Here is a 25684-nt window from a genome sequence, read left to right as displayed (position 1 = left end):
TGCTAATGGACGTGCTCAGGCGACCTGAGGCGGCTACCACTGCGTGTAGAGGCTGGAGGCATAGAGAATCACTACGAGACCGGCAAGGCCGATGGCACCAACGAGCCACGCCTCACCGAACCTGTGGCTCCGCCCGTTTCTGCGCTTGGCCGGCGCTGTGCCGGCCGGTTGATGCCCGTACTTTCTGGACTGCTTGGCTCTGTTCATGTCCGTCTCCGTCCTAGCACTCGACCACGTTCACGGCGAGGCCGCCCATCGCGGTCTCCTTGTACTTGGAGCTCATGTCCCGGCCGGTCTCCCGCATGGTCACGATGACCTCGTCGAGGGACACCCGGTGCGAGCCGTCGCCCCACAGCGCCATTTTGGCGGCGTTGATGGCCTTGGCTGCGGCGATGGCGTTGCGTTCGATGCAGGGGATCTGCACGAGGCCGCCGATCGGGTCGCAGGTCAGGCCCAGGTTGTGTTCCATCGCGATTTCCGCGGCGTTTTCCCGGTAGTCCGGATCGTGGTCACGGCCTTCTTTCATGAGGCGTTCGTGCCAGTCGGGCGCACGACGGCGGACCTTGAGTCCGCCGGGCAGCAGCCCCTCACGCTTGAGGCTGACCTCGACGCAGCCTTCCATCACCGAGTAAATGTGCAGAAGACCTTCACGGATTTCCTCTTCCGTCCGGCTGTCCTCTTCGTTGACCCTCATCACCTCGCTGATGCTCCACGAAGTCTTCCGGCAGTGTTCCAGCAGCTCCGCGGCCGTACGGAACGGCAGCGGCAGTTCCTTCTTGGATTCCTCGAGTTCTTTCTGCGCGGCGTCCTCCTCGCCCTCGCGCACGATGAAGCCGCCGCCCACGGAGAAGAAAGTGACGCTGTGCAGGACCTCGCCGTCAGCACCGGACACGGTAAATGTCATGCCGTTGGTGTGCCGCGGGAGAATGGTCAGGGGGCGCAGGATCATGTCCTTCACGCCATAGGGCAGCTGCACGGAGCCTGCCAGCTGCAGCTTCCCGGTCTCGGCGATCGCGGCGAGCCGTTCCTCCACTTCCTCGGGGAGGATCAGTTCGGGGTGGAAGCCTTCCAGCCCGAGCAGGATGGCAGTCATGGTTCCATGGCCGTGGCCGGTGGCGGCGAGGGAACCGAACAGGTCCACCCGCAGCGACGCCACCTCTGCCAGCTTGCCGAGGGCCTTGAGTTCTTCGGCAAACACCGCTGCGGCCCGCATCGGTCCCACCGTGTGGGAGCTCGAGGGCCCTATTCCGATGGAAAAAAGGTCAAAGACTCCAACAGCCATTGTAGGTTCCTTACTTGGTCATGCTTCGAATGTCGGTGGTTGGGCCCGCCGAACCCCCAATGCTTCGACGGGCTCAACCACCTGGACGGGCTATAAGGAGGGGTAGAGCGGGTGGGCGGCGGCGAGGGCCTCCACCCGGGATCGCAGACCGGAGAGGTCGGCGACGGCGTCGGCGATCAGGGCCTCCGCGATGATATCCGCAACCTCTGCGAAGGCCGCCTCGCCGAAGCCGCGGGTGGCCAGCGCGGGGGTGCCGATCCGCAGCCCTGAGGTGACCATCGGCGGGCGCGGGTCGAACGGGACGGCGTTGCGGTTGACCGTGATGTCGATTTCCGCGAGCCGGTCCTCGGCCTGCTGACCGTTCAGTTCGCAGTTGCGCAGGTCCACGAGGACCAGGTGAACGTCGGTGCCGCCGGAGATCACGTTGATCCCCTTCGCGGTGACGTCCGGCTGGACCAGCCGGTTGGAGAGGATGATGCCGCCGCGCGGACCGGCGAGGGTCTTGTGCGTGGTGGAGGTGGTGACGTGGGCGTGCGGCACCGGGGAGGGGTGCAGCCCGGCGGCGACGAGCCCGGCGAAGTGGGCCATGTCCACCATCAGGTAGGCGCCCACCGAGTCGGCGATCCGGCGGAACTCGGCGAAGTCCAGCTGCCGGGCATAGGCGGACCAGCCGGCCACGATCAGCTGCGGCTTGTGCTCCAGGGCCAGGCGCTCCACCTCGGCCATGTCGATCCGGTGGTCCTCTTCGCGGACCTGGTACGGGATGACGTTGTACAGGCGGCCGGAGAAGTTGATCTTCATGCCGTGCGTCAGGTGCCCGCCGTGGGCCAGGTTCAGGCCCATGATGGTGTCGCCCGGACGGATCAGGGCGTGCATGACCGAGGCGTTGGCCTGCGCGCCGGAGTGCGGCTGGACGTTGGCGTACTCGGCGCCGAACAGGGCCTTGACCCGGTCGATCGCCAGCTGCTCCACAACGTCCACGTGCTCGCAGCCGCCGTAGTAGCGCTTGCCCGGGTAGCCCTCGGCGTACTTGTTGGTCAGCACCGAACCCTGCGCCTGCATGACTGCCTTGGCGGTGTGGTTCTCCGAGGCGATCATTTCCAGGCCGTCCCGCTGGCGGGTGAGTTCGGCGTCGATCTTCGCGGCGATCTCCGGATCCAAAGCGGACAGGTCCGCGTCCAGGCGATCTTCGCGGCGATCTCCGGATCCAAAGCGGACAGCGGTGTGGTTCTCCGAGGCGATCATTTCCAGGCCGTCCCGCTGGCGGGTGAGTTCGGCGTCGATCTTCGCGGCGATCTCCGGATCCAAAGCGGACAGGTCCGCGTTCAGGCTCGGCGAGACCACCTGCTCGAAAACAGTGATCGTGCCTGCGCCCGCGCTCACAGTTCGCCACCGTTCTTGGACGCGTACTCCTCGGCCGACAGTAGCGGGCCCTCTTCGGTCACGGTGACCTTGAAGAGCCAGCCGGCACCGTACGGGTCCGAGTTGATCACTGCCGGATCGCTGACGACGCCGTCATTGACTTCCGTAACCTCGCCGGTGACCGGGGAGTACAGGTCCGAGACGGACTTGGTGGACTCGATCTCACCGCAGGTCTCCCCCGCGGTCACGGTGGAGCCAACCTCGGGCAGGTCCACGTAGACGATGTCGCCCAGGGCCTCGGCGGCAACAGCGGACACACCGATTACGGACGGACCAGAGCCATCAATGGCGATCCACTCGTGCTCGGCGGAGTATTTCAGTTCAGCGGCAACCTTGGCCATTTGTGTGTTTCCTTAAGTTTTGGAGTGCGATGGTGAGAGGGCGTGGGAGAGGTGGTCCCGGACTCAGTGAGGTCTTTACTTCTGTCGCTTGTAGAACGGCAGAGCGACGACTTCGAAGGGTTCTGCTTTGCCGCGCAGGTCGATGTCCAGGGCGGTGCCCAGTTCGGTGAACTCGACGTCGACGTAAGCCATGGCGACCGGGTAGCCCAGGGTCGGGCTGGGCTGGCCGGAGGTGACTTCTCCAACCACGTTGCCGTCCTTCAGGACTGGGTAGCCGCCACGGCCGGCACGGCGGCCGAGACCCTTCAAGCCGACCAGCTTGCGCTTTGAACCGGCCTCCCTGTCTGCTTCCAGGGCGGAGCGGCCCACGAAGTCGCCTTCCTTGCTCTTGAGTGCCACAACGGGGCCCAGACCGGCGTCGAACGGTGAGCGCTCGAGGGACAGCTCGTTGCCGTACAGCGGCATGCCGGCCTCGAGGCGGAGAGAGTCGCGTGAGGCGAGGCCGCACGGGACAATGCCGAACTCAGCCCCCGCTTCGGCGACGGATGCCCACAAGGGGGCAGCGGCGTTGTTGGCTACAAAGAGCTCGAAGCCGTCCTCGCCGGTATAACCGGTGCGCGCCAGAATGACGTCGTGGCCGGCCACGGTGAGCTCGTTGAACGCGTAATACTTCAGGTCGGTGACAAGCGCGTGCTGGGCCTCATCAGTCAGCTTGAGCAGGATGGCCTCAGCCTTGGGACCCTGCACGGCTACGAGGGACATCTCCGCGGAGACGTCCCCGACAATGACGTCGAAGCCACCGACTTTGCCGGAACGGGCCCGTTCTGCCAAGGCAGCAGCGACGGTGGGTGCGTTGCCCGCGTTGGGGACCACCAGGTACTTCTCGTCACCGAAACGGTAGGTGATGAGGTCATCGACGATGCCGCCGTCGGCGTTGCAGATGAGTGAGTACTTGGCTTTGCCATCGGCAATGGCGGAGAGCTTGCCTACCAGGGCGTAGTCGAGGAAGGCTGCGGCGTCGGGGCCGGTCACCCACACTTCACCCATGTGCGAGAGGTCGAACAGGCCAGCGGCGTTGCGGACGGCGTGGTGTTCGGCCAGCTCGGAGCTGTACTTCAGGGGCATCTGCCAGCCACCGAAATCGGTGAAGGAGGCGCCGAGTTGCTTGTGCTCTTCGTAGAGAGCCGTGTACTTCTCAGACATGTCGGGATCCTTAGTTTTCAAACTCGGAAAGCGGCGGGCAGGAGCAGATCAGGTTCCGGTCGCCACCGGCGCCGTCGATCCGGCCGACCGGGGGGAAGTACTTGTCCTGCTTGAGGTGGTGGACCGGGAAAGCGGCCTGCTCCCGTGGGTACTGGCGGGTCCAGTCAGAGGACACGACGGCGGACGCGGTGTGGGGTGCGTTGCGTAGCGGGCTGTCCTCGACGGTGAAGTCACCGGTGGCTACTTGGTCGATCTCGGCGCGGATGGCGATCATCGCGTCGATGAAACGGTCGATCTCCGCCAGGTCCTCGGACTCGGTGGGCTCCACCATTAGCGTCCCTGCCACCGGAAACGCCAAGGTGGGGGCGTGGAAGCCGAAGTCGATCAGGCGCTTGGCCACGTCTTCCGCGGTCACGCCGGTCTTGGCCGTCAGTTCGCGCAGGTCCAGGATGCACTCGTGCGCCACGAGGCCACCTTCGCCGGTATAGAGGATGGGGAAGTACTCGTTGAGACGGGCGGCAACGTAGTTAGCTGCCAGAAGCGCGGACCTGGTGGCCTCGGTCAGGCCTTCGGCGCCCATGAGCTTCACGTACGCCCAGGAGATCGGGAGGACGCCTGCGGAGCCGAAGTTAGAGGCCGAGATTGCCACACCGTGACCCTCTTCGTGCACTGCCTTGTTCGCGTCCCCTGGCATGAAAGGTGCCAGGTGGGCCTTGGCCGCGACCGGGCCGACGCCTGGCCCGCCGCCGCCGTGCGGGATGCAGAAGGTCTTGTGCAGGTTCAGGTGCGAGACGTCGCCGCCGAACTTACCCGGCTGCGCCAGGCCCACGAGGGCGTTGAGGTTGGCGCCGTCCACGTACACCTGGCCGCCGGCAGCGTGCACTGCCTCGCAGATTTCTGTAACGTCAGCGTCGTACACACCGTGGGTAGACGGGTAGGTGATCATGATCGCCGACAGATCGTCTTTGTGCAGCTCGATCTTGGCGTTCAGGTCAGCGTGGTCGATGGTGCCGTCCGGAGCGGTGGCCACCACAACAACCTTCATCCCGGCCAGGACAGCGGACGCGGCGTTGGTGCCGTGCGCGGAGGCCGGAATCAGGCAGACGTTGCGCTGGGCATCACCGCGGGAGCGGTGGTAGCCGCGGATGGCCAACAGGCCCGCGAGCTCGCCCTGGGAACCGGCATTCGGCTGCAGGGAGACCTGGTCATAGCCGGTGATCTCGGCAAGGTCAGCTTCCAGCCCGTTGATCAGTTCGCGCCACCCGACGGTCTGGGATTCCGGGGCGAACGGGTGAATGGAGGCGAACTCCGGCCAGGAGATCGCTTCCATCTCCGCCGTGGCATTCAGCTTCATGGTGCACGAACCCAGCGGGATCATGGTGCGGTCCAGCGCGAGGTCCCGGTCGCTCAGCCTGCGGATATAGCGCAACAGCTGGGTCTCCGAACGGTGCGTGTTGAACACTGGGTGCTGCAGGTACTCGGAGGTGCGAAGCACCGGTTCGGGCAGTTCAAAGCCCTTCGCTTCAGCGACCGGACCGGCACCGAAGGCGACGGCAATGGCGGAGAGGACCTCCGTCGTCGTGGTTTCATCAGCGGAGACGCCGATGGTATCCGCGTCGATCCGGCGCAGGTTGATCCCACGTGCCTCTGCGGCAGCGATGACCTTGCCAGCCTTGCCGGGGACGCGGACCGTGACGGTGTCGAAGAACGTCTCGGTGACCAGTTCGCGGCCTGCGATCTTCAGCGTGGTGGCCAGGCTGCGGGCGTTGTTGTGGACGCGCTCGGCAATGGCCTTCAGACCGTCCGGGCCGTGGTAGACGGCGTAGAAGGAGGACACGATCGCCAGCAGCGCCTGCGCGGTGCAGATGTTGGACGTGGCCTTCTCGCGGCGGATGTGCTGCTCGCGGGTCTGCAGGGCCAGGCGATACGCCGGGACTCCGGCGATGTCCTTGGAGACACCGACCAGGCGGCCGGGCATGGACCGCTCGAGGCCCTTCTGGACCGCCATGTAAGCGGCGTGCGGGCCGCCGAAGAACAACGGGACGCCGAAACGCTGGGTGGAGCCGACGGCGATGTCGGCGCCCTGCTCGCCGGGCGGGGTGATGAGGGTCAGCGCGAGCAGGTCAGCGGCGACGGTGACGAGGGCGCCGCGTTCCTTGGCCTCGGCAATCACGGCGGTGTGGTCGAACACGCGGCCAGAGACGCCGGGCTGCTGCAGGACCACGCCGTTGATGACGCCGTCGGGCAGTCCCTTGGAGAGGTCAGCGACCTCCACCTCGAAGCCAAGGGCCTCGGCGCGGCCCTTGACGATCGCGACGGTCTGCGGCAGGCAGTCGGCGTCGAGGACGGTCTTGCCGTCGTGGGCCGTCTTGTTTTTGTTGGCGCGGCGCATCATCAGCACGGCCTCGGCGACGGCGGTGGCTTCGTCCAGAAGCGACGCGTTGGCGATCGGCAGGCCGACGAGGTCCTGGACCATGGTCTGGAAGTTCAGCAGCGCCTCGAGCCGGCCCTGGGAGATCTCCGGCTGGTACGGGGTGTACGCCGTGTACCAGGCGGGGGCTTCGAGGATATTGCGGCGGATCACGGCCGGGGTGACGGTGTCGTAGTAGCCCTGCCCAATCATCTGGACCGCGGTCTTGTTCTTCGCGGCCAGCCGGCGGAGCTCGGCAAGGACCTCGACCTCGCTGAGGGCGTCCTTGAGGGCCAGCGGCTTGGCCTGACGGATGGAATCAGGGACGGCGACGTCCACGAGGCCGTCAACGCTGTCATAGCCCACGGCCTTGAGCATGGCGTCAATATCGGCCTGGCGCCGCGCACCAATATGCCGATCGGCAAAGGTTAAAGGGGACGACTGGATGGTCATGAAGGAACTCCATAATTCAGGTGGCGCATTGGGTGCGCCACATTGATTTGGGTTCCTCCCCGCTCTGTATTGGACCTGAGAGTTTCCGCGCCCCCTGCTGTTAGCAGGGTGACCCTTGCACCGTCGGTGAGTCCGAATATCCGGACTGCTTTCCAGAGTTGCCTTGCCGCGGCGGTACGTGGGCCTGAGAGATTCCTGGGGAGGATTTGCTCCTACGGCGCCTGCAGAACGTACCGGCAGGACTCTCCCGCCGCAGATCATAAGCACATGTCACTTGGTTGGTGACACGCCTCACACTTTAGCCTTTGCTCGGACAGGGACGCAAGAACCGACTCCGAATGTGTCTTTTGCCGAGCTGCGGTGAACCGCCACTAGGGAATTGCTGGCCACGTCAGAGAAATGGCATCGCCTCCCGCACCCTCGCCAGCCGCTGGAAGCACCTCGTGGATCCACCGGGCGCCCTGGCATTCACCGCCATGGGCCTTCAGCCCGTGGATTCATTCGGCGGTGCCCAACGCCAACAAGATCGCGCCCGCAGCGGAGATGGGCAGGATCGACGTGCTGCTCTCGCTGGACGACGAAGAGCGTAAAGACATCCGGCGCCAGATTCTCGGGAAGACACCCGTTGACCCGGATCACATTGTCGTCTCGCGGGCCGCGGCCGTGCAACTGCGAAAAAATCTCGCCACACAGCTCATCTTGCTGCCCGTGCTGCCGCTCATATTCATTCCCCAGGTCATACGCGGAGCCGGGTTCCTCTCCTGGCTCATGGCGGCTGGCGTGGCTATCTTGGTGATTGGGCTGATGCACGTTGTCCGGGACTTCCAGCGGGCTGGCAGGTTCCTTGACCGCACGGCAGAGCCGGGCGCCCCGGGCGCAAAGGGACCACCGGAGTGACCCGTTCGAGGATCCCTTCACCGGACGCTACTGAGCCGCCACGAGCACGTTCACGAGTCGCGAACGCCAGCATCGAGCCCACTCACCAGCGCACTACGCAGCCGACTGACCGCGTGCGACGAGGCCCCGTTACCGACATCCTGGAACGACCCCATGCCGCCTTGGTACAAGGTAAGAGCATTCCGCGTTGCTTCATGCAGATCGCGCGGGTCTGAGATACCGATGAACTGTTCGTCGAGCCAGTCGGCAACTTCTATTCGCTGCTTGTCCTGTTCTGCGCGGGCCACAGCACGTAGCTCTGCGGCTGCGGCGATTATCTCGTCTCGGAAAACTTCCACGTTGTGCTGATTGCGACTCATTCACAAATCCCATGTAGTTGCCAAGCCCTCACGCACAGCGACGGACCCTGGACCCACCGCCCGTAAGCCGGTCCCCCACCGCAACACCTTCCGGGCACTCCCCCGCTGCGAGAAATCCGATACAGATACTGAAAACCCGGATTCGCGCATATCCCGCCCGCAAAACTGTCCCGCTCGGTTTGGAGAATCGCGACAGTTCCAAGTTTCCCAGGTGTTCCGGCTGTCCACAGGGACGACCTTCAGGGTCTGATCGCACCTCTCAGCAGGTCATGCAGTTCCGAGCGCTCCCGGCCATGAAGGAGTGAGCAGCAACACCGCTGTCTAAGCCAAGAGAAGGAGCCGCCAGACCAGCCGCCACTAACAAAAATGGGCCCGTAGGGGCCCACAAAAGGAGATTTGTACACACTCAGAGGCCCACAAGCCCCTGAACAGGGAAAACACGTGCCCGAGGTGGGACTCGAACCGGGTTCCAGCCCTTGAAATTCCGCCACTTCCCCGCAAACATCGCCAATCCGGGCCAGTCCGACAGCAGTACGACCCAATCCGAAGCCCAGGGTGTGCACATTGTGCACACCCTCTCTTTGCCCGGTTCGGCCACAGCCGGGCTGCTTAGACGGCGGTGACTATGGCAGTTTGAGTGGGGACCGGTTTTGCAGTCTGAGTTGGGCCCACTTCGCGGCTCGCCGGTTGATGAATCGCAGTTTCAGTTGCGCCCACCCCACGGTTGATTCCATCAGAGCTTTTCCCAACGGTGTAAGGCAGTGATGGAGTCGAGAGTGGAGCTATTCGCGAGGATCCGCCGGGATGCCAGGGTTAGGGCTTATCCATCCGCTGCCATGCCAGAGAGTACCGAGTCTCCCGAAGAACCGTTCGGCAGGCACTGGCCTCCGGCTGAACCACCTGAGCGAAGAACTCCCGCCGGGGAGGCCCCGAAGCTGGGCGGCGATCCCGTGCCGGAAGACACGCCGCACTGCGGCTGGACGATCCGCGGATCAGCTATTAAAATCTTTCGGTATCAAATGCAGGCAGACGGACACGAAGTCCGGGAAGGGGGCGCACATCACCGCTGACCAACACCACCAACCCACTGTTTCATCCGCGAAAGCCCCTCAGTCGAGGGGCTTTCCTATGTGCCGGGAGCATGCGCTCCGAGGCGGCGTTCACAGGCCGCCTGACCCCGTCCCTTTCCCCAGAAACAGGGACACAAAGGTATTCAGCGCGACAATGGGGTCGCTGTCAGTCTCGTGAAGACTCGCTGGATGGGCCCTCATCGTTGTCTGCGGGCTTCTGCATCCCGAGGATGAGGAACGTGATGCCCATCGTGAACAACGCCATCCAGGCCGTGGTTCCCAGAAATATCATTGCGATCGCAACGGCAACGAAAACGATCCGATCGGCAGGAAAGCCGCGCCCCTGCTTCTCTTCGCTCGGCCGTTCGACGCCGACATGGGCTTTCCTTCGCCGTTCACCTGGCCGAGGCTACGTCGGCGAAAGGAGACCCGCAACGTTCCCGCGAGGACAATTTGCCGCGTCTCATTAGCTCGACAGTCCTGACCCGCCCTGAAAACCGCCCGACGGTCTCAGTAATCGATCGTTTGTGAGACCGATCCCTGCCGTGCCCTATTCCTTGCGCATCCCGCCGGTGGAGGTTTGCGTAACTGGCTGTTTGCTTTTAGGGCTTGCCTCGGGAGTGGCCGCTTGGGTGGTTTCCTTTTGGCGGCCGGCGTTGATGATCAGCGCGGTTATAAGCGCCGATGCCCCGAGAAGGATGGCCGCGATGAAAAGCGCCGTCGTGTAGCCACTCGTGAGTGCAGCGCTGGCTGTTGCGTTTGCTGCAGCGTCTCTAGAGGCGCGTGAGGTGTACAGCGCTGTCAGTGCGTCGGGGAGCCTGTATTCGGTGATGCTTACGGAGATTGTGGTGAGCACTGCAACGCCAAGGGCGACGCCGATCTGCTGGGCGGAGTTCAGTTGCGCTGACGCGATGCCGGATTCCTGGGCTGGGATGCCGGGCAAGCTTATTGCCTTCACTCACTTTTCCCGCGACAGGAGGTCGGGAAGGCTTAGAGGGACGTGGCCACGGAGGACCGGAACCGGTCGATGGCCGCCTCGTTGCGGGCGAAGTACGTCCACTGTCCAATGCGGGTGGTCTGCACGAGGTCCGCGTCTGCGAGGGTAGCCATGAACTGCGAGGCGGTGGACTGGGAGACCTCGCAACGCTTCCTGATGCTCGAGACGCACACCCCGTAACGTGTGGCGTCGACTTTCTGTTCTTCGAAATTCTTCACGGGGTCGCGGAGCCACTGCAAAATCGCCAGGCGGTGTGGGTTAGAGAGCGCGCGCAATGCTGCAAGCAGCTCATCCTGCTGGAGCTGGGTTCCGGGGTTCTCATCTGTAGGCACTCCATAAGGCTACCCCAAGATCGTTATATCGTAATTTACCGATGAATGTGCTAAAACTTAAACCAACCCCCTCGAAAGGAACGAACATGCCTATCACCACAGAGGTTTCCACCGCTGTTCACAACTGGAGCTCCAGCCTGGCCGCCCTTCCCCCACTGCTCCGCGGAGAACCGTCGGACACGACCCTCGATGAACTGCGCACCGCATACGACGCGATGCTGGCCGCCCATCCCACCCCGGAAGGGGTCACCATCGAAGAGGTGGACATGGGAGGGATCCCAGGGATCGTGGTGACGCCCGAGACCGTGGAGGACAACCGGGCCCTTTTCTACATCCACGGCGGTGCTTACATCGTCGGCAGCCCGGCGGGCTACCACGGCCTCGCCGGAAACTTTGCAGTTCGACTAAACGCCCGGGTGTTCCTGCCGCACTACCGGCTGGCTCCGGAACACCCCTTCCCCACGCCGATCAACGACACCGTCGACGCGTACCGTTGGCTGCTGGAGCAGGGTCAGGACCCGAAGCGTCTGATGGTCGCCGGTGATTCGGCCGGCGGCGCCATGACAGTCACGGTGATGATCAAGGCTCGCAATCTGGGGTTGCCGCTGCCGGCAGCCGGGGTTGCCCTGTCACCCTGGGCGAACCTGGAGCACACAGGCGCGTCGATGACCAACCGGGAAGGCCTCGACCCGCTGAACAGCAAGGCCGTCCTGGACCTGCTGGCACGCAGCTTCCTAGGCGGGGCACTGCCGAATGACCCGGACGCATCCCCGGTCTTCGCCGACGTCCGCGGACTGCCCCCGATCCTGGTCACAATCGGGGAGAATGAACTCATGCTCAGCGACGCAGTCCGGCTGGCCGGGCACCTAGCCGAGAATCGCGTGCGAGTGAGCCTGGACGTCTGGCCCGAGATGTTCCACGTCTGGCACATGCACCAAGACCGGCTCCCCGAGGGGCGCAAGGCCCTCGACGACGCGGCCCGGTTCCTGCTCGAGGCGCTGCCCGCCCGGTAGGGACCTCAACCGGGCGCCGTTGAGGCGCCCCGCAAGATGAGCAACCCCAGATCGTCAGCCCGATCCAATAAAGGGTCGGGCTGACGTGTTCGACGTCGTGAGCGACGACGTGCCCCACCTGCCCATGCAGGAATGGATAGCAGCACGATGTCCACGCCTCCAAGATCGACCAACTACTGGCCTTCCAGCCCCTGCTGCTTCCATCCGGAGGGTCGGAGGAAGCCCGAAAGTAAGTCCTAGCGGTTACCTCCAGCCCCACTTCCGCGAGCCGCCAGAGGGGTCCTTTGGATTAAACGAAACACGTCCGCCAGCGACACGAGAGTCCGCCGTCTTCCTCGAGTGAGTGCTCGCCGCCGCCAGGGTGCGGCTGAGTTTGTGGGCCCACCGGTCGCCCAGGAGGTCCGCGCCCAGGGCTTGCCGCAGGGGGATTCTTTGATGAGATGGCAGCCGACGATTTGTTGTACGCGGAGTCCTAACTCGGCAACGGGCTAGCAGGTGGCCGGCTTCCGTGGAGAGGAAAGCCGCATCGGCGCTCACCTCATGAGAAACGGCTAAATGGCTAAGCGCGGCCGAAGGAGAAAGCGCGACGCTCGAATCTTCTTAAACGGATAAGCTTTCGTTTATGGTGACGGAAGAGCGTTCAGGCCCAGATAAGAGCGTGCGAGTCACCATCCGCGACGTTGCACAGCGGGTGGGTGTTTCATCCGCGTCAGTGTCCTATGCAATGAGCGGGCGGCCCGGGGTTAGTGAGGATTTACGTGATCGTGTCCTCACTGCTGCGGAAGACCTGGGGTACCGCCCCAACAAAGTAGCCCAGCAATTGCGCCGCGGGCGGACAGATGCCGTCGGCCTGCTTTTCGCCGACATAGCAAACCCGTTTTACCCTGATCTTGCCAGCGGAGTGATCGCCGCGGCCACTCTGGAGGGCTTCGAGGTATTCGTCTCCAACGTCGGCATTAATGGGGAGCGACAGACCGAAGCGGCAATGGCACAGCTTGACCGGAATTCAGCCGGCCTGCTCTTCACTTCTGTAGCCGATCAGGACCGCGACTTGCTTGAAAGCCTCACCCGACGCGGTGTTCCCTTCGTGCAGTTGCACCGAGTGCTCGAGGGAGCTGCTGCCGATTCGGTAGTAGTCGACAATCTGGCTGCGGCCCGGGAGCTGGCACAACATGTGGCAGGGACAGGTCGAAAAAGGGTCGCGGTGCTCGGCGGCGCCGGCGCGTCCAGTGTTTCCCGAGACCGTGAGCGGGGCTTCCGGGAAGGCCTGGCGATGGAGGGCGCGACCGTTGTGAACGAGGACGGGCTCTGGGGTGCGCTGACCCGGGAATCCGGGGCCGCCCGGGCCCGGACGCTCTTGAGCGCCGGGCAGCAGGTTGAGGCCGTGTTGTGCGGCAACGACATGATCGCGGTGGGCGTCCTCGACGTCTGCCGGGAACGGGGGCTCCGGGTGCCGGAGGATTTGGCGGTCGCCGGATTCGACGACATGAGCTTCTCCAGCGCCGGCCCGCTGCAGCTGACCACAGTGACGGTCCCCCGCGAAATGATGGGACGGCGCGGCTTCGAACTGCTGCTCCGCAGAATCCAGGGATACGACGGGCCCCCCGAGCGCATAGTGCTCCCCCACATCCTTCAAGTCAGGGAGACAACGGGCTAAGCAACCCCCGAATGTGACTCGGACAACAAAAAATCCTCCAAAGCTCTTGCGCACCGGCCCGACGGCATGAATACTTAACTTAATCGATTCAGGAACCCTGGTTTTGGCCACGTTCGAACTTAATCGATTCAGTTCCGCAAATGATGTGACATCCACATCGGTTCCTAAACTTCGAAGGAGAAGAATGACTGCGAATGCTGCTGAAGCAACCATGGATGAGGCTGCCGTTCCTTACCGCGGCGAGCAGCCCTATGGCATCATCGATGACGTCATCGTGCCCGGCGCTCTCGACCTGGACGCGGACGAGCGCCTGTGGGTGCCCCAGTCCAAGGACGTGTCCTTCCGCCCGCTGATTCTCTCGGCGAGCCAGGGATATTTCGTGAACATCCTGCGCGTGCGCAAATCCGGGATCCTCTCCCGCCACAGGCACGCCGGGCCGGTTCACGCGATCACCCTTAAGGGCCGCTGGCACTACCTGGAGCACGAGTGGTGGGCCGAAGAAGGGACTTACGCCTTCGAAACACCGGGCGATATCCACACGCTCGTCGTCCCTGACGGGGTCGAGGAAATGGCCACCCTGTTCCACGTCACCGGCACCTACATCTACGTGGATCCCGACGGCAACCCCACCGGCATTGAGGATGTCTTCACCAAGATTGCCCTTGCCCGGGCACACTACGAAGCAGTAGGCCTTGGCGCCGACTACGTCGATCAATTCATCCGCTAAGAGGCCTCCTCTCCCCTCGGGGGCCGGACCGCGATTCCCGGAATCGCCACAAGCTGGCCGCAACCCGGGGCCGAGTCCGGTGCTGCTCCTGCGACCACTGCAGCCAGGAGCGGCACCGGGCGGCATCCGGATACACCAATGACGCTGTCAACCTGCCCCGGCACTGCCGGCGCCGACGGACCAGCCGTTACCACAGACTGCGGAACTTCGAAGGAGAAGAACCGATGAACAAATTCGTACAGGGCTGACCGTGAAAGCCCTTAGAAAACAAAGCACCTCACCGAAAGACGTGCGGGTGCAGGAGCATCCCAAGCCCGACCCGGCTCCCGGAGAGCTCCTTGTCCAGACACTGGCCTGCGGCCTCTGCGGCAGCGATGTGCATGCATGGCGTCAGGACACGGGTTACGAATGGGTCCATTGCCCGGTGACACTGGGTCATGAAGCGGTCGGCGTCGTTGTAGGTACCGGAGCGGGAACGGGCAGCCAATGGATCGGTCAACGCATTGTGCCCATTGCCATCGATGGCTGCGGATCCTGCGATCTGTGCCGTCGAGGAACTCGTCAACTTTGCCTGGACCGAACCGTGCTGGGGCTCTCCTTTGACGGAGCCGCCGCAGATCTCTTCTCCATCCCTGAATACCGCGCCGTGCCGGTGAACAATGAGCTGCCCGCTGCGGTTCTCGCCCTCACGGAGCCGCTGTCCGTGGCCCTGCGCGCGGTGACACGCCTGGAGCAATCGATACCGGCCCAGGCCCGTGTCATCGTCAGCGGTCCCGGGCCGATCGGCCTCATGGCCGCGTTGCTCCTGAAACAGCGCGGGCATCGGGTTACGCTCCTCGGCGCAGCACGCGACGAAGAGCATCGCCTGCCCCTGGCCCGGCTACTTGGTCTGGAAACCATCCAGGCAGAGGACGTGACCCCGGCAGGGCTGCACGGGTGGCTGGAAGCATCGGGCGCGGCCCAGGCATTGTCATCTGCGGTGGCAAATATCGGCCCGGGCGGAACCATCGTCGTCGCCGGCCTGTTCCCGTCGATCCCGGCCGTAGACATCAATGTGCTGGCCAGGAACGAGATCCAACTTGTCGGGAGCTACGGCTCAGTCGCCCTCGACTACCGCAACGCGCTGACAGCGCTGGAGGCAGCGCCTGACATGTGGGCGTCGCTGGTGACTACCTTCCCTCTGACCGAAGGCACTCGCGCACTCCAAGCGGCAGCCGACGCCGAAGCCGTCAAGGTCGTGCTCCTTCCCTAAAGCGCCTGCAGGTCAACGCTGACCGTAACCAGACGCCATCATCAAGCATCGTGACACATCCAACGGAGACCCCCATGGTTAACGCACACACCCAGACGTCCGTCACCCTCGCACGGACACCGATCCGCAAGGTCGTATTTGCCAGCCTCATCGGCACGGCCATCGAATGGTATGACTTCTTCCTCTACGGATCAGCCGCAGCGCTGGTCTTCGGAGCGGTATTCTTTCCCAGCCAGGACCCGGCAACCGGAGTGCTTCTGGCCTTCGGCACCTATGCTGTCGGCTTCGTCGCCCGGCCCCTGGGCGGCATCATCTTCGGTCACTTCGGAGATCGTGTAAGCCGCAAGAAGATGCTCGTCATCAGCCTGGTGCTCATGGGAGCGGCCACTTTCGCCATCGGCCTGCTGCCCACCTACGCCATGATCGGAGTTGCCGCTCCACTGCTTCTCGTCTTCTGCCGGTTGCTCCAAGGCTTCGCAGTGGGCGGTGAATGGGGCGGCGCTGTCCTCATGGCCGCCGAACACGGCGACGACCGGCACCGCGGATTCTGGTCCTCATGGGTCCAGGCCGGCGTACCGCTGGGCAACCTGATGGCCGCAGTCGTGCTGTGGGTGCTGGCCGCAGTGCAGTCAGACAGCGATTTCTTGGCGTGGGGCTGGCGCATCCCCTTCCTCCTGAGCGCCTTGCTGGTGCTTGTCGGGCTCTGGGTTCGCCTGAGTATCGAGGAGTCCCCCGTCTTTGCCGAAGCCAAGAAGGCCGCATCCATGCGCGAGAAGGCCAAGGCCCCAATCTTCGAGGTCCTGCGCAAATACCCGCGTGAGGTTGCCATTGCCATGGGCATGCGTTTGGCCGAAAACATCGCCTACTACATTTTCAGTATTGTCGTCATTACCTACATGGTCACGTATCTGGGAATGCGCAAGGACGTCGCTATCGCCGGCGTGCTGATCGGCTCTGTGGCCCAGTTCGTGCTCACTCCGATCATCGGATCCTTCTCCGACCGCGTGGGCCGCCGGCCCCTCTACCTGGCCGGCGCGGCAGGCACGGGTCTTTGGGGTTTCGTCTTTTTCCCGCTCATCGACACCCGTAATGACGGACTTATTATCCTTGCCATCGTCGTCGGCCTCGTCTGCACCACGTTCATGTACGCTCCCCAGGCAGCGTTCTTCTCTGAACTGTTCGGCACCAGCGTCCGCTACAGCGGCGCCTCCCTCGGCTACCAGCTGGCATCGGTCTTCGCCGGCGGGCTTGCACCCCTCATCTCCATCGCCATTCTCGGCAGCGTGGACCAGAAAAACACCCTCGGTGTCAGCATCTACCTCGGCATAGCGGCAACGATCACCTTTATTGCAGCACTTGTGGCAAAGGAAACCGCCAAATCATCACTGCGGCACGACCGCGTACTCGAACAGGAGACCACGAAATGAAGCCCGCCGGAACCGGTTCAGCAACGGGAAACACCGCAACCCTTGCGGCCGGACAGCCACTCGCGACGAACCCCTTCTCCCTACACGGCAAAACCGCACTCGTCACAGGCGCCGGCAGAGGACTGGGCCGTGCGGTCGCCACTGCCCTGGGACTTGCCGGAGCAGAAGTCATAGCGCTGGACCTCTCGCCTCTGAACGACTTCAAGGACGAACTGGAAGCGCACGGCGTGAAATGCCGGATACGGTCGCAGAATCTCGCCGCTCTCTCACCGGAACAGGCCGCTGAAATCATCACCTGGGCCAAGGAAACCGGAAGAGGGCCCGACATTCTCGTCAACAACGCCGGGCTGATCCGGCGCGGACCTGCGCTCACGACAACCCTCGAAGACTGGGAATCCGTGATCGGTTTGAACCTGACTACACCTTTCGTGCTCTCCCAAGCGTTCACCCGCTCCCTGCTCGGCGATGACCAGCCTGGCAGCATCATCAACATCCTCTCCATCAATGCCTTCCAAGGAGGCGTCGAAGTACCCTCCTACGCGGCATCCAAACACGGACTCCTGGGAGTGACCCGTGCCCTCGCCAACGAGTGGGCCCCCCATGGAATCAGAGTCAACGGAATTGCGCCCGGATACATGGAAACAGAACTCACTGCAGCCCACCGCGAAGACCCCGCAAGGTACCAAGCCATGCGCAGCCGCATGCCTATAGGCCGCTGGGGACAACCCGACGAAATCGGCGGCGCCGCGGTCTACCTCGCGTCCGCGGCCTCCACCTATCTATCGGGAACCGTCATTAACGTCGACGGGGGATGGCTCTCCCGCTAAGTCTGCCGCCAAGCTGTCCACCACGATACCGCCGGCTCGATTCGACCCTCCGGCCAGGCCCGCTGATAGGCCTCCAGATGGCCAGCTTTTGTGCCGGTGGCAAAACGGGCTACGGGGGTCCCATGCCCCTGGTCAGCGACACGGCGCCCTATCTGTGAACCAACTTCCAAGAAGGGGCAAGCGACACCCCATTGGTTCCGCTTAGTGTTGGACCGTGAACAATGCAACGGAATTTGGATCAGGCCAAGAGGCTGCCAACGATCATCGCATCTTGGTCTTCGGGCGCCTACTGGGTGCGGCGAACCGGCTGGAGTTTCTCCTCGGCCGCGCCCTGGAACAGGAGTTCGGGCTCAGTCATTCACTCTTTGAACTTCTCCTCCTGGCCGCAAGGGGCGGCAACGAGGGAATTCCAGTACGTGACATCGCGCAGGCGCGGGTATTGACGTCCGGCGGAGCCACCCGACTGGTGCAGAGGGCGTCAGCGCTGGGCCTTATTGAACGAGAGAGCTCTGCTGTCGATGGCCGGGTCCAGCTCATCCGCCTCACCACACATGGCGAAGACGTCCTCCTCCGGGCAAGCACCCGCCACGTGGAAAAAATTGAACGGTACATGCTCGACCTGCTCTCACCCGCAGAAGCCGAGGTGCTCTCGGAGGCCGTGAAGAAGATCAGCAAAAACGCTGCACAGCACCTGCCGATCATGCCATGATCGAACGGGTTACACCCCTAGGGAATAGCTGACTAGTCAGCTATTGTTGGATTTGAGTGAGCGTACTGCGCGACTCGCTTCGGACACTCCGGGGCATCCGAGAAAGGTTCACGAGCATGTCGCTGCATTTTGAGGTCTTTGATCTCGACTTTCCCGCAGGTTCACCCAACAAGTCAGCAACATTGATCACCGGCCCGTCAAAGGCCCTCCTCGTGGACGCCGGCTTCACCCGGGCCGACGGTCATCGTCTCGTCGCGGCCATCCTGGACTCCGGTAAAGAACTGGACACCGTTTTCATCAGCCACGCTGACCCTGACTACTACTTCGGCCTGGAAGTCATCGTCGATGCGTTCCCAAATGCCACAGTCCTGGCGACACCGATCGTCATCGAGCACATCCAGGCAACCTACGAAGGCAAACTCCAGGCGTGGGCAGCACTGGGTGCCAACCTTCCGACCCGCTTGGCAACGATCGCGCCCCTGAGTGCAGACGCGATCGAACTCGACGGGTGCCGCTTCGAACTCCGAGGCGGCTCTGACCTGCTACCTGACAGGCACTACCTCTACAACGTCGATCAGAATGCAGTCGTCGGTGGAGTCCTTGTCTTCCAGGAAGAACACGTCTGGACCGCAGACACGGCCACCCCCGAACAGCGCTCGGCTTGGATCGAACTCCTTGACCAGATGCGGGCCCTCAACCCGGATCTCGTCATCGCAGGCCACCGGCTGCCGGGAACGGCCAACGATTCCACAGCCATCGACTACACACGGTCCTACCTCCAGGAATTCGAACGGATCCTCGCCCGCTCAGCAAATGCCGCGGCTGTTACGGCTGCCCTGATCGAAAGCTACCCAAACTCCGGGATGTTGATCGCGGCACAAATCGGACCCAAGGTCGCCAAGGGGGAAATGACATGGGGCTGAGTGACTACACCGAACTTGCCCGCTCAACCTCGCCGCGCGATGTCGTCCGCCGGCAGTATCTGGCATCAGCAGCAGGTGACCTCGAAGCGCTCCGCGCCACGATGGCCCCGGATGTTGAATGGACTGAGATGGCCGGCTTCCCCCTCGCAGGGACCTACCGCACCCCCGACGGGGTCACGTCCAATGTCATGGAAATTCTCGGCCGGGACTGGGACGGCTGGGCAGCCCACGACGACACATACATCGTCGAAGGTGAAAACGTAGTGGTCCTCGCCAGGTACACCGCCACGCACCGGGCAACCGGGAACCCATTGAACGTCCGGGTGGCCCACCATTTCATCGTCCGCGGCGGACTCATCGTCCGCTTCGAACAATTCGTCGACACCGCGAAAGTCGTCGAAGCAAGCCTGTTGGTATAAGTCTGCGACGACTTTCGTTTCACCCTCAAGGCCGGCTGAAGGGAGCCCCCACGAATCCCGCATATGAAGCCTGCGGCGTCCGCCTGCTTCTGCTGGGTTCAAACTTCCGTGACACCTTTAAAGGTTCGCGGGCAACTCACCAATGAGCGCATCTTCGCGCGTGAAGACTCATCGCCGCAAAATCCCGCGGCTGATTGCAGTCCGTCATCCACCGCCGCGCGATCCTTCCTGTTCAGCCCCAGCTCCGTCGATGAGCGCTGCGAACTGAGAGTTGCTGAGCACCTTCAGTCCGAACTCCTCCGCCTTGTCGCGGACTGCCGCGTCCCCAGTGACGACGAACCACTCCGGGGCCATGAGGTATTGGGTGTCGTGCTCTTGGCCCTCGAGGGCGCATGCGACGACCAGCGGGTCGGCGTTACCTAGGTTGGCGTAGAGGTTGACGAGCCGGGTGTCAGTGTCCGGCACTGTGGCCATGACCTCGACCAGCAGCTGGAGCACCCTTGGCGTCGTCGGGTGGACGTTGTCGCGCAGCGATGTGATGTCTGGAAAGCCCTTGGCCTCGTGCAGTACAGCCTCCGGTATGACGGCGCTCTCCAGAAAGTACTCGCTCGCTCGTCGCCTTCTTCCAAGCTGACTGAGCGCGTTTGTGTCGACGACGTACCGTCGCCCGAAGTCGCTCATCCGAGAGCCCGCCTGAGGTCATCGATCTGAGTTGGCTTGAGGTGGTTCAAACAGACTGCACGGCAGAACTCGCCTGGTGAGATGCTCTGGTTATCAAGCGCGTGCAGCATCCTCCGGCTGAGTTCCCTCCCGTTGTACTTCCGAACGGCATTCTCAGGGTGAATCGGGCTCCGAGGACCGCCCTTGGGGCGGCTCCGGAACTCCTCCCGCAACTGCGCGAGGTAGTTGCTCGTGGTCTCAGCATTGATCATTCCCAGCCTCATCGCGCGCACCGTTACGGCGCTCGCAGTGACCTTGAATGCGTCCGACGCGATCCTCATGTCATCGAGCGACGTGGGTCGGATCGCCTTAAACCGGTCGCATGGCATCAGCATTGCACCAGCGATATCGTACTCCCGCCCGGGATCCGTCTGAACGCTGCCGCCGTCCCAGGTCATTGGAGCGAATATTCTTCGGGCCACGAGCACCGTCATCAGCGCCAGCGTGAAGATGGTCCGACCGGCCGGCTCCTGGTCGTCCCCGTGGTCTCCTCCTGCCAGAAAGATAAACGGGACCTTGTTGTCTCGGATCGTCATGCCACTGAACTTCACGTGCGTCAAGCGCTGCGGCATGTAGTGCTGGACACTTCGCGACACCAAAACCTGGTTGGCTTCGAGACGATCAATCATGAGATCGAGCGCCTTCTCCTTGGTCTTGCACGCACGGACCGCCTCGTGCGAAAGGCCTATGGCCGACATGAGCCGTGCTGCGTCGGCATCGATGGATGACCCGTCATCACGGAGCACGCCCACAATCTTGTTCCGCTGGAGCGACTTATCGTGCTTCCGGACGAGGTGCTGTTTTCGGATCAGGTCCTTGACGATAAGTTCGACGTCCCGCAGCTCCACCTTCGAGCGCGACCCTATCGAGAACGTGTCTTTGCCGAGTCCCGCAAGCAACTTCTCATTCTTCTTCTTTACCTGCTCCTGCACCAGCGCAAACGGTGCGAAGAACAGGGAGTATGGGATGTCGCCTTTCTCCGCAAGCGACACGAGGTCGGAGAACTTTATTCGGTGCGATCCGAGCGCATTCTCATAGCCCTTATAGGTTCCCGCCACGGAATTGTCGAGCAGCAACCTGAACACCGCCTCGTCAACCGGGACGGTCTCTCCATCCAAAACAACCTCAATCGCCAAATAAGCTCCCCCTTACCACTCACGATGTCGTGCCTGCACTCTCGATCCACCCGAGTGCATACCCTTCGTCGCCCATCATCGCGCGTCACCTCTGAATATTCTGCGCGAGCACTTCCTCTTCCTTGAAGACTTCCCGACCTGACACATGCCGCCAGATCACGTGGTCTAGCCGGCGTGGCTCCGTGGGGTACAGCTCCGCAACCCCCTTGATCAGGGCCGCAGCATCTTCCTCGCTGAGCCGCCGGTTCTCCAGCTCGACGTTCTCCTTGATGAACCGAATCACCATACGGTCCGGCTTCACCGACTGGAAGCCGGCCAGGATAAGTAGGTAGTTGTACGTCACGCCGGAACGCTGGCTTGGCAGGTCCAGCCAGACGTTCTTCAACTTGGTGAGATGCTCGTCCTCGGCGTAAGCCCGGTGCAGGTCATCCCGTGTTCTGTAGTTCAGCTCGTGGAGTCTCTCAGCCGCCTGCCGGATCTCCTCGGCTTTCAGAGGGGCGTTTTTCTTGGTATGCGCCGGCTTGCGGTTATCCACGACTTCGTCTGCCCAGACAGCCGCACTGTTGCCCACGGCGGCAAAGGTCGCCAGGAGCTCCTTGGTGCCGTCCTGGTCCGCGTCACCGTTCTCGGCGCGCCGGTAGGCCCGGTACTCATTCACGACATTGATGACGCTGTTGTAGTGAGAGCCCGTCGAGAAGATGGAGTCAATGATGCAGAGCGCCAGGCTGTGCGGGTAGCCATCGGCGGCAATCCACTTGCTCTCGTCCTTAAAGATGCCTCGGCATACCGCTGTCAGCTTTTCCGCTTCGGCGGTGAAGTCAGTCGTCACTCTCGGACTCTAGCAAGCATCATCAAGATCTTCGGGATTCAGGTAGACGTAGTAGCGAACCTGGTCGGGGGTGGATGGATTTAGTGTGAATCCTGTCTCTGGATCGAACGAGCAAAATTGCCTCCCCTGTCGTTCGACATAGGAGGCACGGCCGTCGGTTGGCTCGTAGTCAGCGCTTGACTGCCAGCTTGTTTCGCAACCACAGCTACCACTGGGCCCAGCGATGAACGGAACGGGATCACGAACGCATGGAATACCACCGGCCACATCGTGCTATCCGGGTAGCCGTCGGCTGTTATCCACGTCGCTGGGTCACCGAAGATGGCATGGCACGCCTCCGTAAGCCTTACCGCTTCGGCAGCGAAGCCGGTTGTCATGGTGGACCTCTAGCTCGGCACCCCGTCAGGACTTTGGGACTGTCCCCCGGGAAGGCAATCCACGTGCAGTGGGCTCGAATCGATCGATTCGCCCGATCCCAAGTTAACTTTCGCCACCAAGGTCTCAATCCCTAGCTTCCTGTCCCGCATGAACGCCACCAGATTGATGACTTCGGGGAGGAAATACAGCCAGCGTGCTGACTGACCCGACTCGAGGCGGTGAGGTAACTTCGGGTTGTCGTACGGGAAGTAGTTGTCCCCGGCACGGGCAATCCCACAGGGACGGTAATAGAGCATATGCCCGTCCCAATAGGCCGGCAGTGTCCCCGTGTTCCGCACTGTGAGTAGCAGGACTTGATTCCCGAGGTTGTTGTACTGCTCGATACCAATGAATTTTTTAGCTGTGGCGGTCGGGAACTCCACCAAGCCCTGCGCCCCAAAATAACCCAACCCCAATTCTGCTACCACCGTGCGTTGAGGTGGGGCGGCTGAGATGGCTGTTAGTATGGCGTCAATCAGGGCGTCTTCATCGATGCCGGACAGATTCTGCCGCTCGATGCCCATGGAGCCTTCCCGCTCGGACTTCCACTCCACCAGTCTCTCGACGGAGTAGCGGTCCGGGTGGCGCTTGTCTACGAGGTCATGGTGAGGCTTACAAAGCAGGATCAGGTTTGCAAAGGCTCTGCGCTCGTCATCCGTCATGTTTGGGTCATTGCGAGGACCGTCCGGGCTTGCAGCTCGGATGTGTGCAATTTGAACCTCAGTAAAAGGCTCTTCATCGATGAAGGTGACCACCGAGCGTGGGCAGTCGGGGTAGTAGCACGTCGTCCCTGAAAGGGCGTAGAGCGCACGCACAGTGGCACTGGTGTATCGACGAGGACCGGGGCTGCTCTTACTCACACAGGGAGCCTAACAGTGGCTTGGCCCAGGTCTGGGCTTGGACTAGCGCAGGGTGTTAGCCTTGACAGCCTCGTCAAGGAACAGCACTTAGCGTGCCGGGTTGTGAACGCCGTCGAGGTCGAGCAGGATGATCGGCTTCATGGGTGCGACCCTTTCACGACCGCCCGTCATCGCCAACTGCCAGCCGGGTTGCTGCCGCCACGCGCCAGACACTTGGCGTTCGCGTGGATGCCCTCGTTGTCGTCTTCGAAAGTTCCGCCGCAGTCACTGCACTGGATCCTGAATCCGTTGGCGCTGCCGATGTAGCGTGGGTTCTCGCTGATCTCCCGCAGTCGTGCCGCCCTGGCATCTTTGGCCGCCTGGCGTGCGGCGATCTCGGTCGCGTCCCTGGCCTCAGACATCCAGAGGGTCCGGGGCCGCGGGCCGATGAACTCCGGGTGGCCTTCCTCAATGCGCGCCGGCCGGTGCACCGTCTTAGGCCTGAAGGTTTGCTCCCTTGGCGGCCCAGGGCGCGCGCCCGGTTCCGGCGGCTTGGGAACGTCAACCTCCGCCTGGCTACGTTCGGCAATTGCTGACCACTTCGAATTTGGTATCGAAGACACCCACCGCCCCTGGACCAGGTCGTTGCATGTAGGGCATGCGAACCCCAGAGGCTTACCGGGTCGGTTCACGGTGACCAATTTGCCTCGGACCAGCGAGCCGCCAGCGGCCTGAAGCCAGGCCTCGACCGGGACAAGGACACGGTCAAGGCTTTCAGGGCCCGGCCGGTATGGGCGAAGATCAATCCTCGCCGGCGGCTCCAGCAGCCGCCAGATGAGGAAAGGGTGGCCGGAGCCAGAACAGCTGACGATGCTCGCCCACACATTCATCCCCGCCCTAACTGCGGGTACAGCCCCGACGTCCGGTGCCACAGCTTGAACCGCGAACAGCGAGTCCCTTTCCACCTTGCGTTCCACCTCCTCCTGGCCCACGAGCTGTCTCGCTTTGGCCTCCTGAGCAGCCTTCACCCTGGCGGCCTCCGCGGCTTCGGCGCGCTCAGCCTCCAGTCGCTGGATGGTGTCCCACTGGTGCCGTGGCGTCCCGTGAGGCCACTTGAATCTTGGTTGCAGGACCGCGTCCACTATCGCCCCGGACCGGGCCATCTTTCCGATGAGCGGCTGGTGGTCGAGCAGCTCCATCAATTCAGCAGGATTCCCGGGCAGGTCGCTGGCCTTGCCGAAGCCCGTTACGATCATCGGCAGCTGCACCCGGAACCAATCGAAGTCTTTGGGGACAACCCACACCGGGCCGATGCGATCGTCCACGTAACGCTGGGACCGGCGCACGAACTCTTCCTCGGTCTGCTGCGAGAGCTGGACTTCGAACGCAAGCCGCCGGCCGTCCGTGTTAGTGGCCAAGACGTCGGCAGTCCAGGCCCGCTCGGGATGAGCGGCCTCCACCTCCGCGGTCCACCCCGGGGCCGCGTTGATCCTGTCCTTCAGCGCCTGCTTCATGGCCAGGTGCTGGGGCGACTCCGACTTGTGCACGACGGGGCACTCAAGGCTCGGGTAATGGGCGAAGTACTGGCGGCCCATGTGGGAGGTCACCCGTTTGGCCCGCAGCCCGCATTCAATCAGCACCAGCTCCGCATAGCGCGGATGTTTCACCAGATCACGCCACGGCCGATGAGCCATCTCAGTCGCATCGACTCGCTCACCATTGATGTACGCCACCAGCTGCAACGAAGATCCCCCCACCACCACGCCCATTGTCACCTGGCGGTCAATCTACCTGCCGTCCGCCGACGGCGCCATCAGGAACCGTTGACGATTCGAGCCCGCTGCTACGACAGAGCAGGGCACCCCGGTTGGCGCAGACCCTTTGCAGGATCCTCAGGCGCCCTTGCGTTTTCCGGTATGAATAGGGCATGACCAGTTCAACGAAGGACACGCGATCACCGTCCCTGTCGGTCCTGCCACTAATTTCTGGTGGGCATTCCAGTCCCAGAACTTCCGGCATGTCT

Annotated in this window: 23 protein-coding genes and 2 riboswitches; of the genes, 10 read left to right on the top strand and 13 right to left on the bottom strand. The window is 62.9% G+C overall.

The features are described 5' to 3' along the window. Window positions 1–220: 220 nt before the first annotated feature. The 5 genes from ASE96_RS14635 to gcvP form a co-directional block, all read right to left on the bottom strand. A complete protein-coding gene (locus tag ASE96_RS14635; RefSeq protein WP_056431889.1) occupies window positions 221–1282 on the bottom strand; it encodes a serine dehydratase beta chain in 1062 nt (353 codons plus the stop codon). 90 nt (window positions 1283–1372) lie between these two features. Next, window positions 1373–2665 (bottom strand): serine hydroxymethyltransferase, encoded by a 1293-nt coding sequence (gene glyA, locus ASE96_RS14630; protein WP_235500262.1) that lies wholly within the window; start codon window positions 2663–2665, stop codon window positions 1373–1375. Continuing rightward, complete coding sequence (gene gcvH, locus ASE96_RS14625; protein ID WP_056431886.1) at window positions 2662–3045, bottom strand: glycine cleavage system protein GcvH; 384 nt, start codon at window positions 3043–3045, stop codon at window positions 2662–2664. The genes glyA and gcvH overlap by 4 nt, the downstream gene beginning before the upstream one ends. A 75-nt stretch (window positions 3046–3120) precedes the next feature. Next, window positions 3121–4248 carry a glycine cleavage system aminomethyltransferase GcvT gene (gcvT, locus tag ASE96_RS14620; RefSeq protein WP_056431882.1) on the bottom strand — a complete coding sequence of 376 codons (1128 nt, stop codon included), beginning with the start codon at window positions 4246–4248 and terminating at the stop codon, window positions 3121–3123. A gap of 10 nt (window positions 4249–4258) precedes the next feature. Continuing rightward, window positions 4259–7111, bottom strand: coding sequence for an aminomethyl-transferring glycine dehydrogenase (gene gcvP, locus ASE96_RS14615; protein ID WP_056431879.1), 2853 nt, complete (start codon window positions 7109–7111; stop codon window positions 4259–4261). Between the two features lie 54 nt (window positions 7112–7165). Continuing rightward, window positions 7166–7272: riboswitch (glycine riboswitch) on the bottom strand. 1 nt (window position 7273) lies between these two features. Beyond that, a riboswitch (glycine riboswitch) is annotated at window positions 7274–7371 on the bottom strand. 247 nt (window positions 7372–7618) lie between these two features. Between gcvP and ASE96_RS14610 the strand changes: the two genes are divergently transcribed. After that, window positions 7619–8008 (top strand): hypothetical protein, encoded by a 390-nt coding sequence (locus ASE96_RS14610; RefSeq protein ID WP_056431877.1) that lies wholly within the window; start codon window positions 7619–7621, stop codon window positions 8006–8008. 50 nt (window positions 8009–8058) lie between these two features. On the opposite strand, the gene ASE96_RS14605 is transcribed toward ASE96_RS14610, so the two are convergent. The 3 genes from ASE96_RS14605 to ASE96_RS14595 all read right to left on the bottom strand — a co-directional run bounded on the left by ASE96_RS14605 (window position 8059) and on the right by ASE96_RS14595 (window position 10766). Further along, on the bottom strand, window positions 8059–8367 hold the full coding sequence (locus ASE96_RS14605; protein ID WP_056431874.1) for a hypothetical protein: 309 nt from the start codon (window positions 8365–8367) through the stop codon (window positions 8059–8061). Window positions 8368–9987: 1620 nt separating this feature from the next. Continuing rightward, window positions 9988–10380, bottom strand: coding sequence for a hypothetical protein (locus ASE96_RS14600; protein ID WP_156367619.1), 393 nt, complete (start codon window positions 10378–10380; stop codon window positions 9988–9990). A 47-nt stretch (window positions 10381–10427) separates the two neighbouring features. Continuing rightward, window positions 10428–10766, bottom strand: a complete 339-nt coding sequence (locus ASE96_RS14595; protein WP_186329212.1) for an ArsR/SmtB family transcription factor — start codon at window positions 10764–10766, stop codon at window positions 10428–10430. Window positions 10767–10852: 86 nt separating this feature from the next. Between ASE96_RS14595 and ASE96_RS14590 the strand changes: the two genes are divergently transcribed. From ASE96_RS14590 to ASE96_RS14550, 9 genes are all read left to right on the top strand, one after another. After that, window positions 10853–11779, top strand: a complete 927-nt coding sequence (locus ASE96_RS14590) for an alpha/beta hydrolase (RefSeq protein WP_056431869.1) — start codon at window positions 10853–10855, stop codon at window positions 11777–11779. Between the two features lie 622 nt (window positions 11780–12401). After that, entirely contained in the window at window positions 12402–13436 is a 1035-nt protein-coding gene (locus ASE96_RS14585; RefSeq protein ID WP_200913062.1) for a LacI family DNA-binding transcriptional regulator, read from the top strand. A 184-nt stretch (window positions 13437–13620) separates the two neighbouring features. Continuing rightward, on the top strand, window positions 13621–14163 hold the full coding sequence (locus ASE96_RS14580; RefSeq protein ID WP_082492763.1) for a 2,4'-dihydroxyacetophenone dioxygenase family protein: 543 nt from the start codon (window positions 13621–13623) through the stop codon (window positions 14161–14163). Window positions 14164–14413: 250 nt separating this feature from the next. Further along, entirely contained in the window at window positions 14414–15415 is a 1002-nt protein-coding gene (locus tag ASE96_RS14575) for an alcohol dehydrogenase catalytic domain-containing protein (RefSeq protein WP_056431863.1), read from the top strand. Window positions 15416–15489: 74 nt separating this feature from the next. Beyond that, a complete protein-coding gene (locus ASE96_RS14570) occupies window positions 15490–16842 on the top strand; it encodes an MFS transporter (protein WP_056431860.1) in 1353 nt (450 codons plus the stop codon). Beyond that, a complete protein-coding gene (locus tag ASE96_RS14565) occupies window positions 16839–17669 on the top strand; it encodes an SDR family oxidoreductase (RefSeq protein ID WP_056431857.1) in 831 nt (276 codons plus the stop codon). The genes ASE96_RS14570 and ASE96_RS14565 overlap by 4 nt, the downstream gene beginning before the upstream one ends. Before the next feature lie 214 nt (window positions 17670–17883). Next, complete coding sequence (locus tag ASE96_RS14560; protein WP_056431854.1) at window positions 17884–18378, top strand: MarR family winged helix-turn-helix transcriptional regulator; 495 nt, start codon at window positions 17884–17886, stop codon at window positions 18376–18378. A gap of 116 nt (window positions 18379–18494) precedes the next feature. Next, on the top strand, window positions 18495–19301 hold the full coding sequence (locus ASE96_RS14555; protein WP_056431851.1) for an MBL fold metallo-hydrolase: 807 nt from the start codon (window positions 18495–18497) through the stop codon (window positions 19299–19301). Continuing rightward, on the top strand, window positions 19292–19720 hold the full coding sequence (locus ASE96_RS14550) for a nuclear transport factor 2 family protein (RefSeq protein ID WP_056431847.1): 429 nt from the start codon (window positions 19292–19294) through the stop codon (window positions 19718–19720). Before ASE96_RS14555 ends, ASE96_RS14550 begins: the two co-directional genes overlap by 10 nt. A 204-nt stretch (window positions 19721–19924) precedes the next feature. Here the strand turns inward: ASE96_RS14550 and ASE96_RS14545 are convergent, their stop codons facing one another. From ASE96_RS14545 to ASE96_RS14525, 5 genes are all read right to left on the bottom strand, one after another. Further along, on the bottom strand, window positions 19925–20401 hold the full coding sequence (locus tag ASE96_RS14545; RefSeq protein ID WP_056431844.1) for a PIN domain-containing protein: 477 nt from the start codon (window positions 20399–20401) through the stop codon (window positions 19925–19927). Then, window positions 20398–21576: a hypothetical protein gene (locus ASE96_RS14540; RefSeq protein WP_056431842.1), complete on the bottom strand. Its 1179-nt coding sequence runs from the start codon at window positions 21574–21576 to the stop codon at window positions 20398–20400. The genes ASE96_RS14545 and ASE96_RS14540 overlap by 4 nt, the downstream gene beginning before the upstream one ends. Before the next feature lie 85 nt (window positions 21577–21661). Further along, window positions 21662–22405 (bottom strand): hypothetical protein, encoded by a 744-nt coding sequence (locus tag ASE96_RS14535; protein WP_056431840.1) that lies wholly within the window; start codon window positions 22403–22405, stop codon window positions 21662–21664. Between the two features lie 386 nt (window positions 22406–22791). Beyond that, a complete protein-coding gene (locus ASE96_RS14530) occupies window positions 22792–23682 on the bottom strand; it encodes a hypothetical protein (protein ID WP_162238834.1) in 891 nt (296 codons plus the stop codon). Between the two features lie 167 nt (window positions 23683–23849). Further along, entirely contained in the window at window positions 23850–25430 is a 1581-nt protein-coding gene (locus ASE96_RS14525) for a competence protein CoiA (RefSeq protein ID WP_442853902.1), read from the bottom strand. Between the last annotated feature and the right edge of the window lie 254 nt (window positions 25431–25684).

Source organism: Arthrobacter sp. Leaf69 (genome assembly GCF_001422645.1).
In the GTDB taxonomy this organism is placed as follows: domain Bacteria; phylum Actinomycetota; class Actinomycetes; order Actinomycetales; family Micrococcaceae; genus Arthrobacter.
The sequence above is the reverse complement of the archived record's forward strand: the minus strand, read 5'-3'. Positions and strand labels throughout refer to the sequence as shown.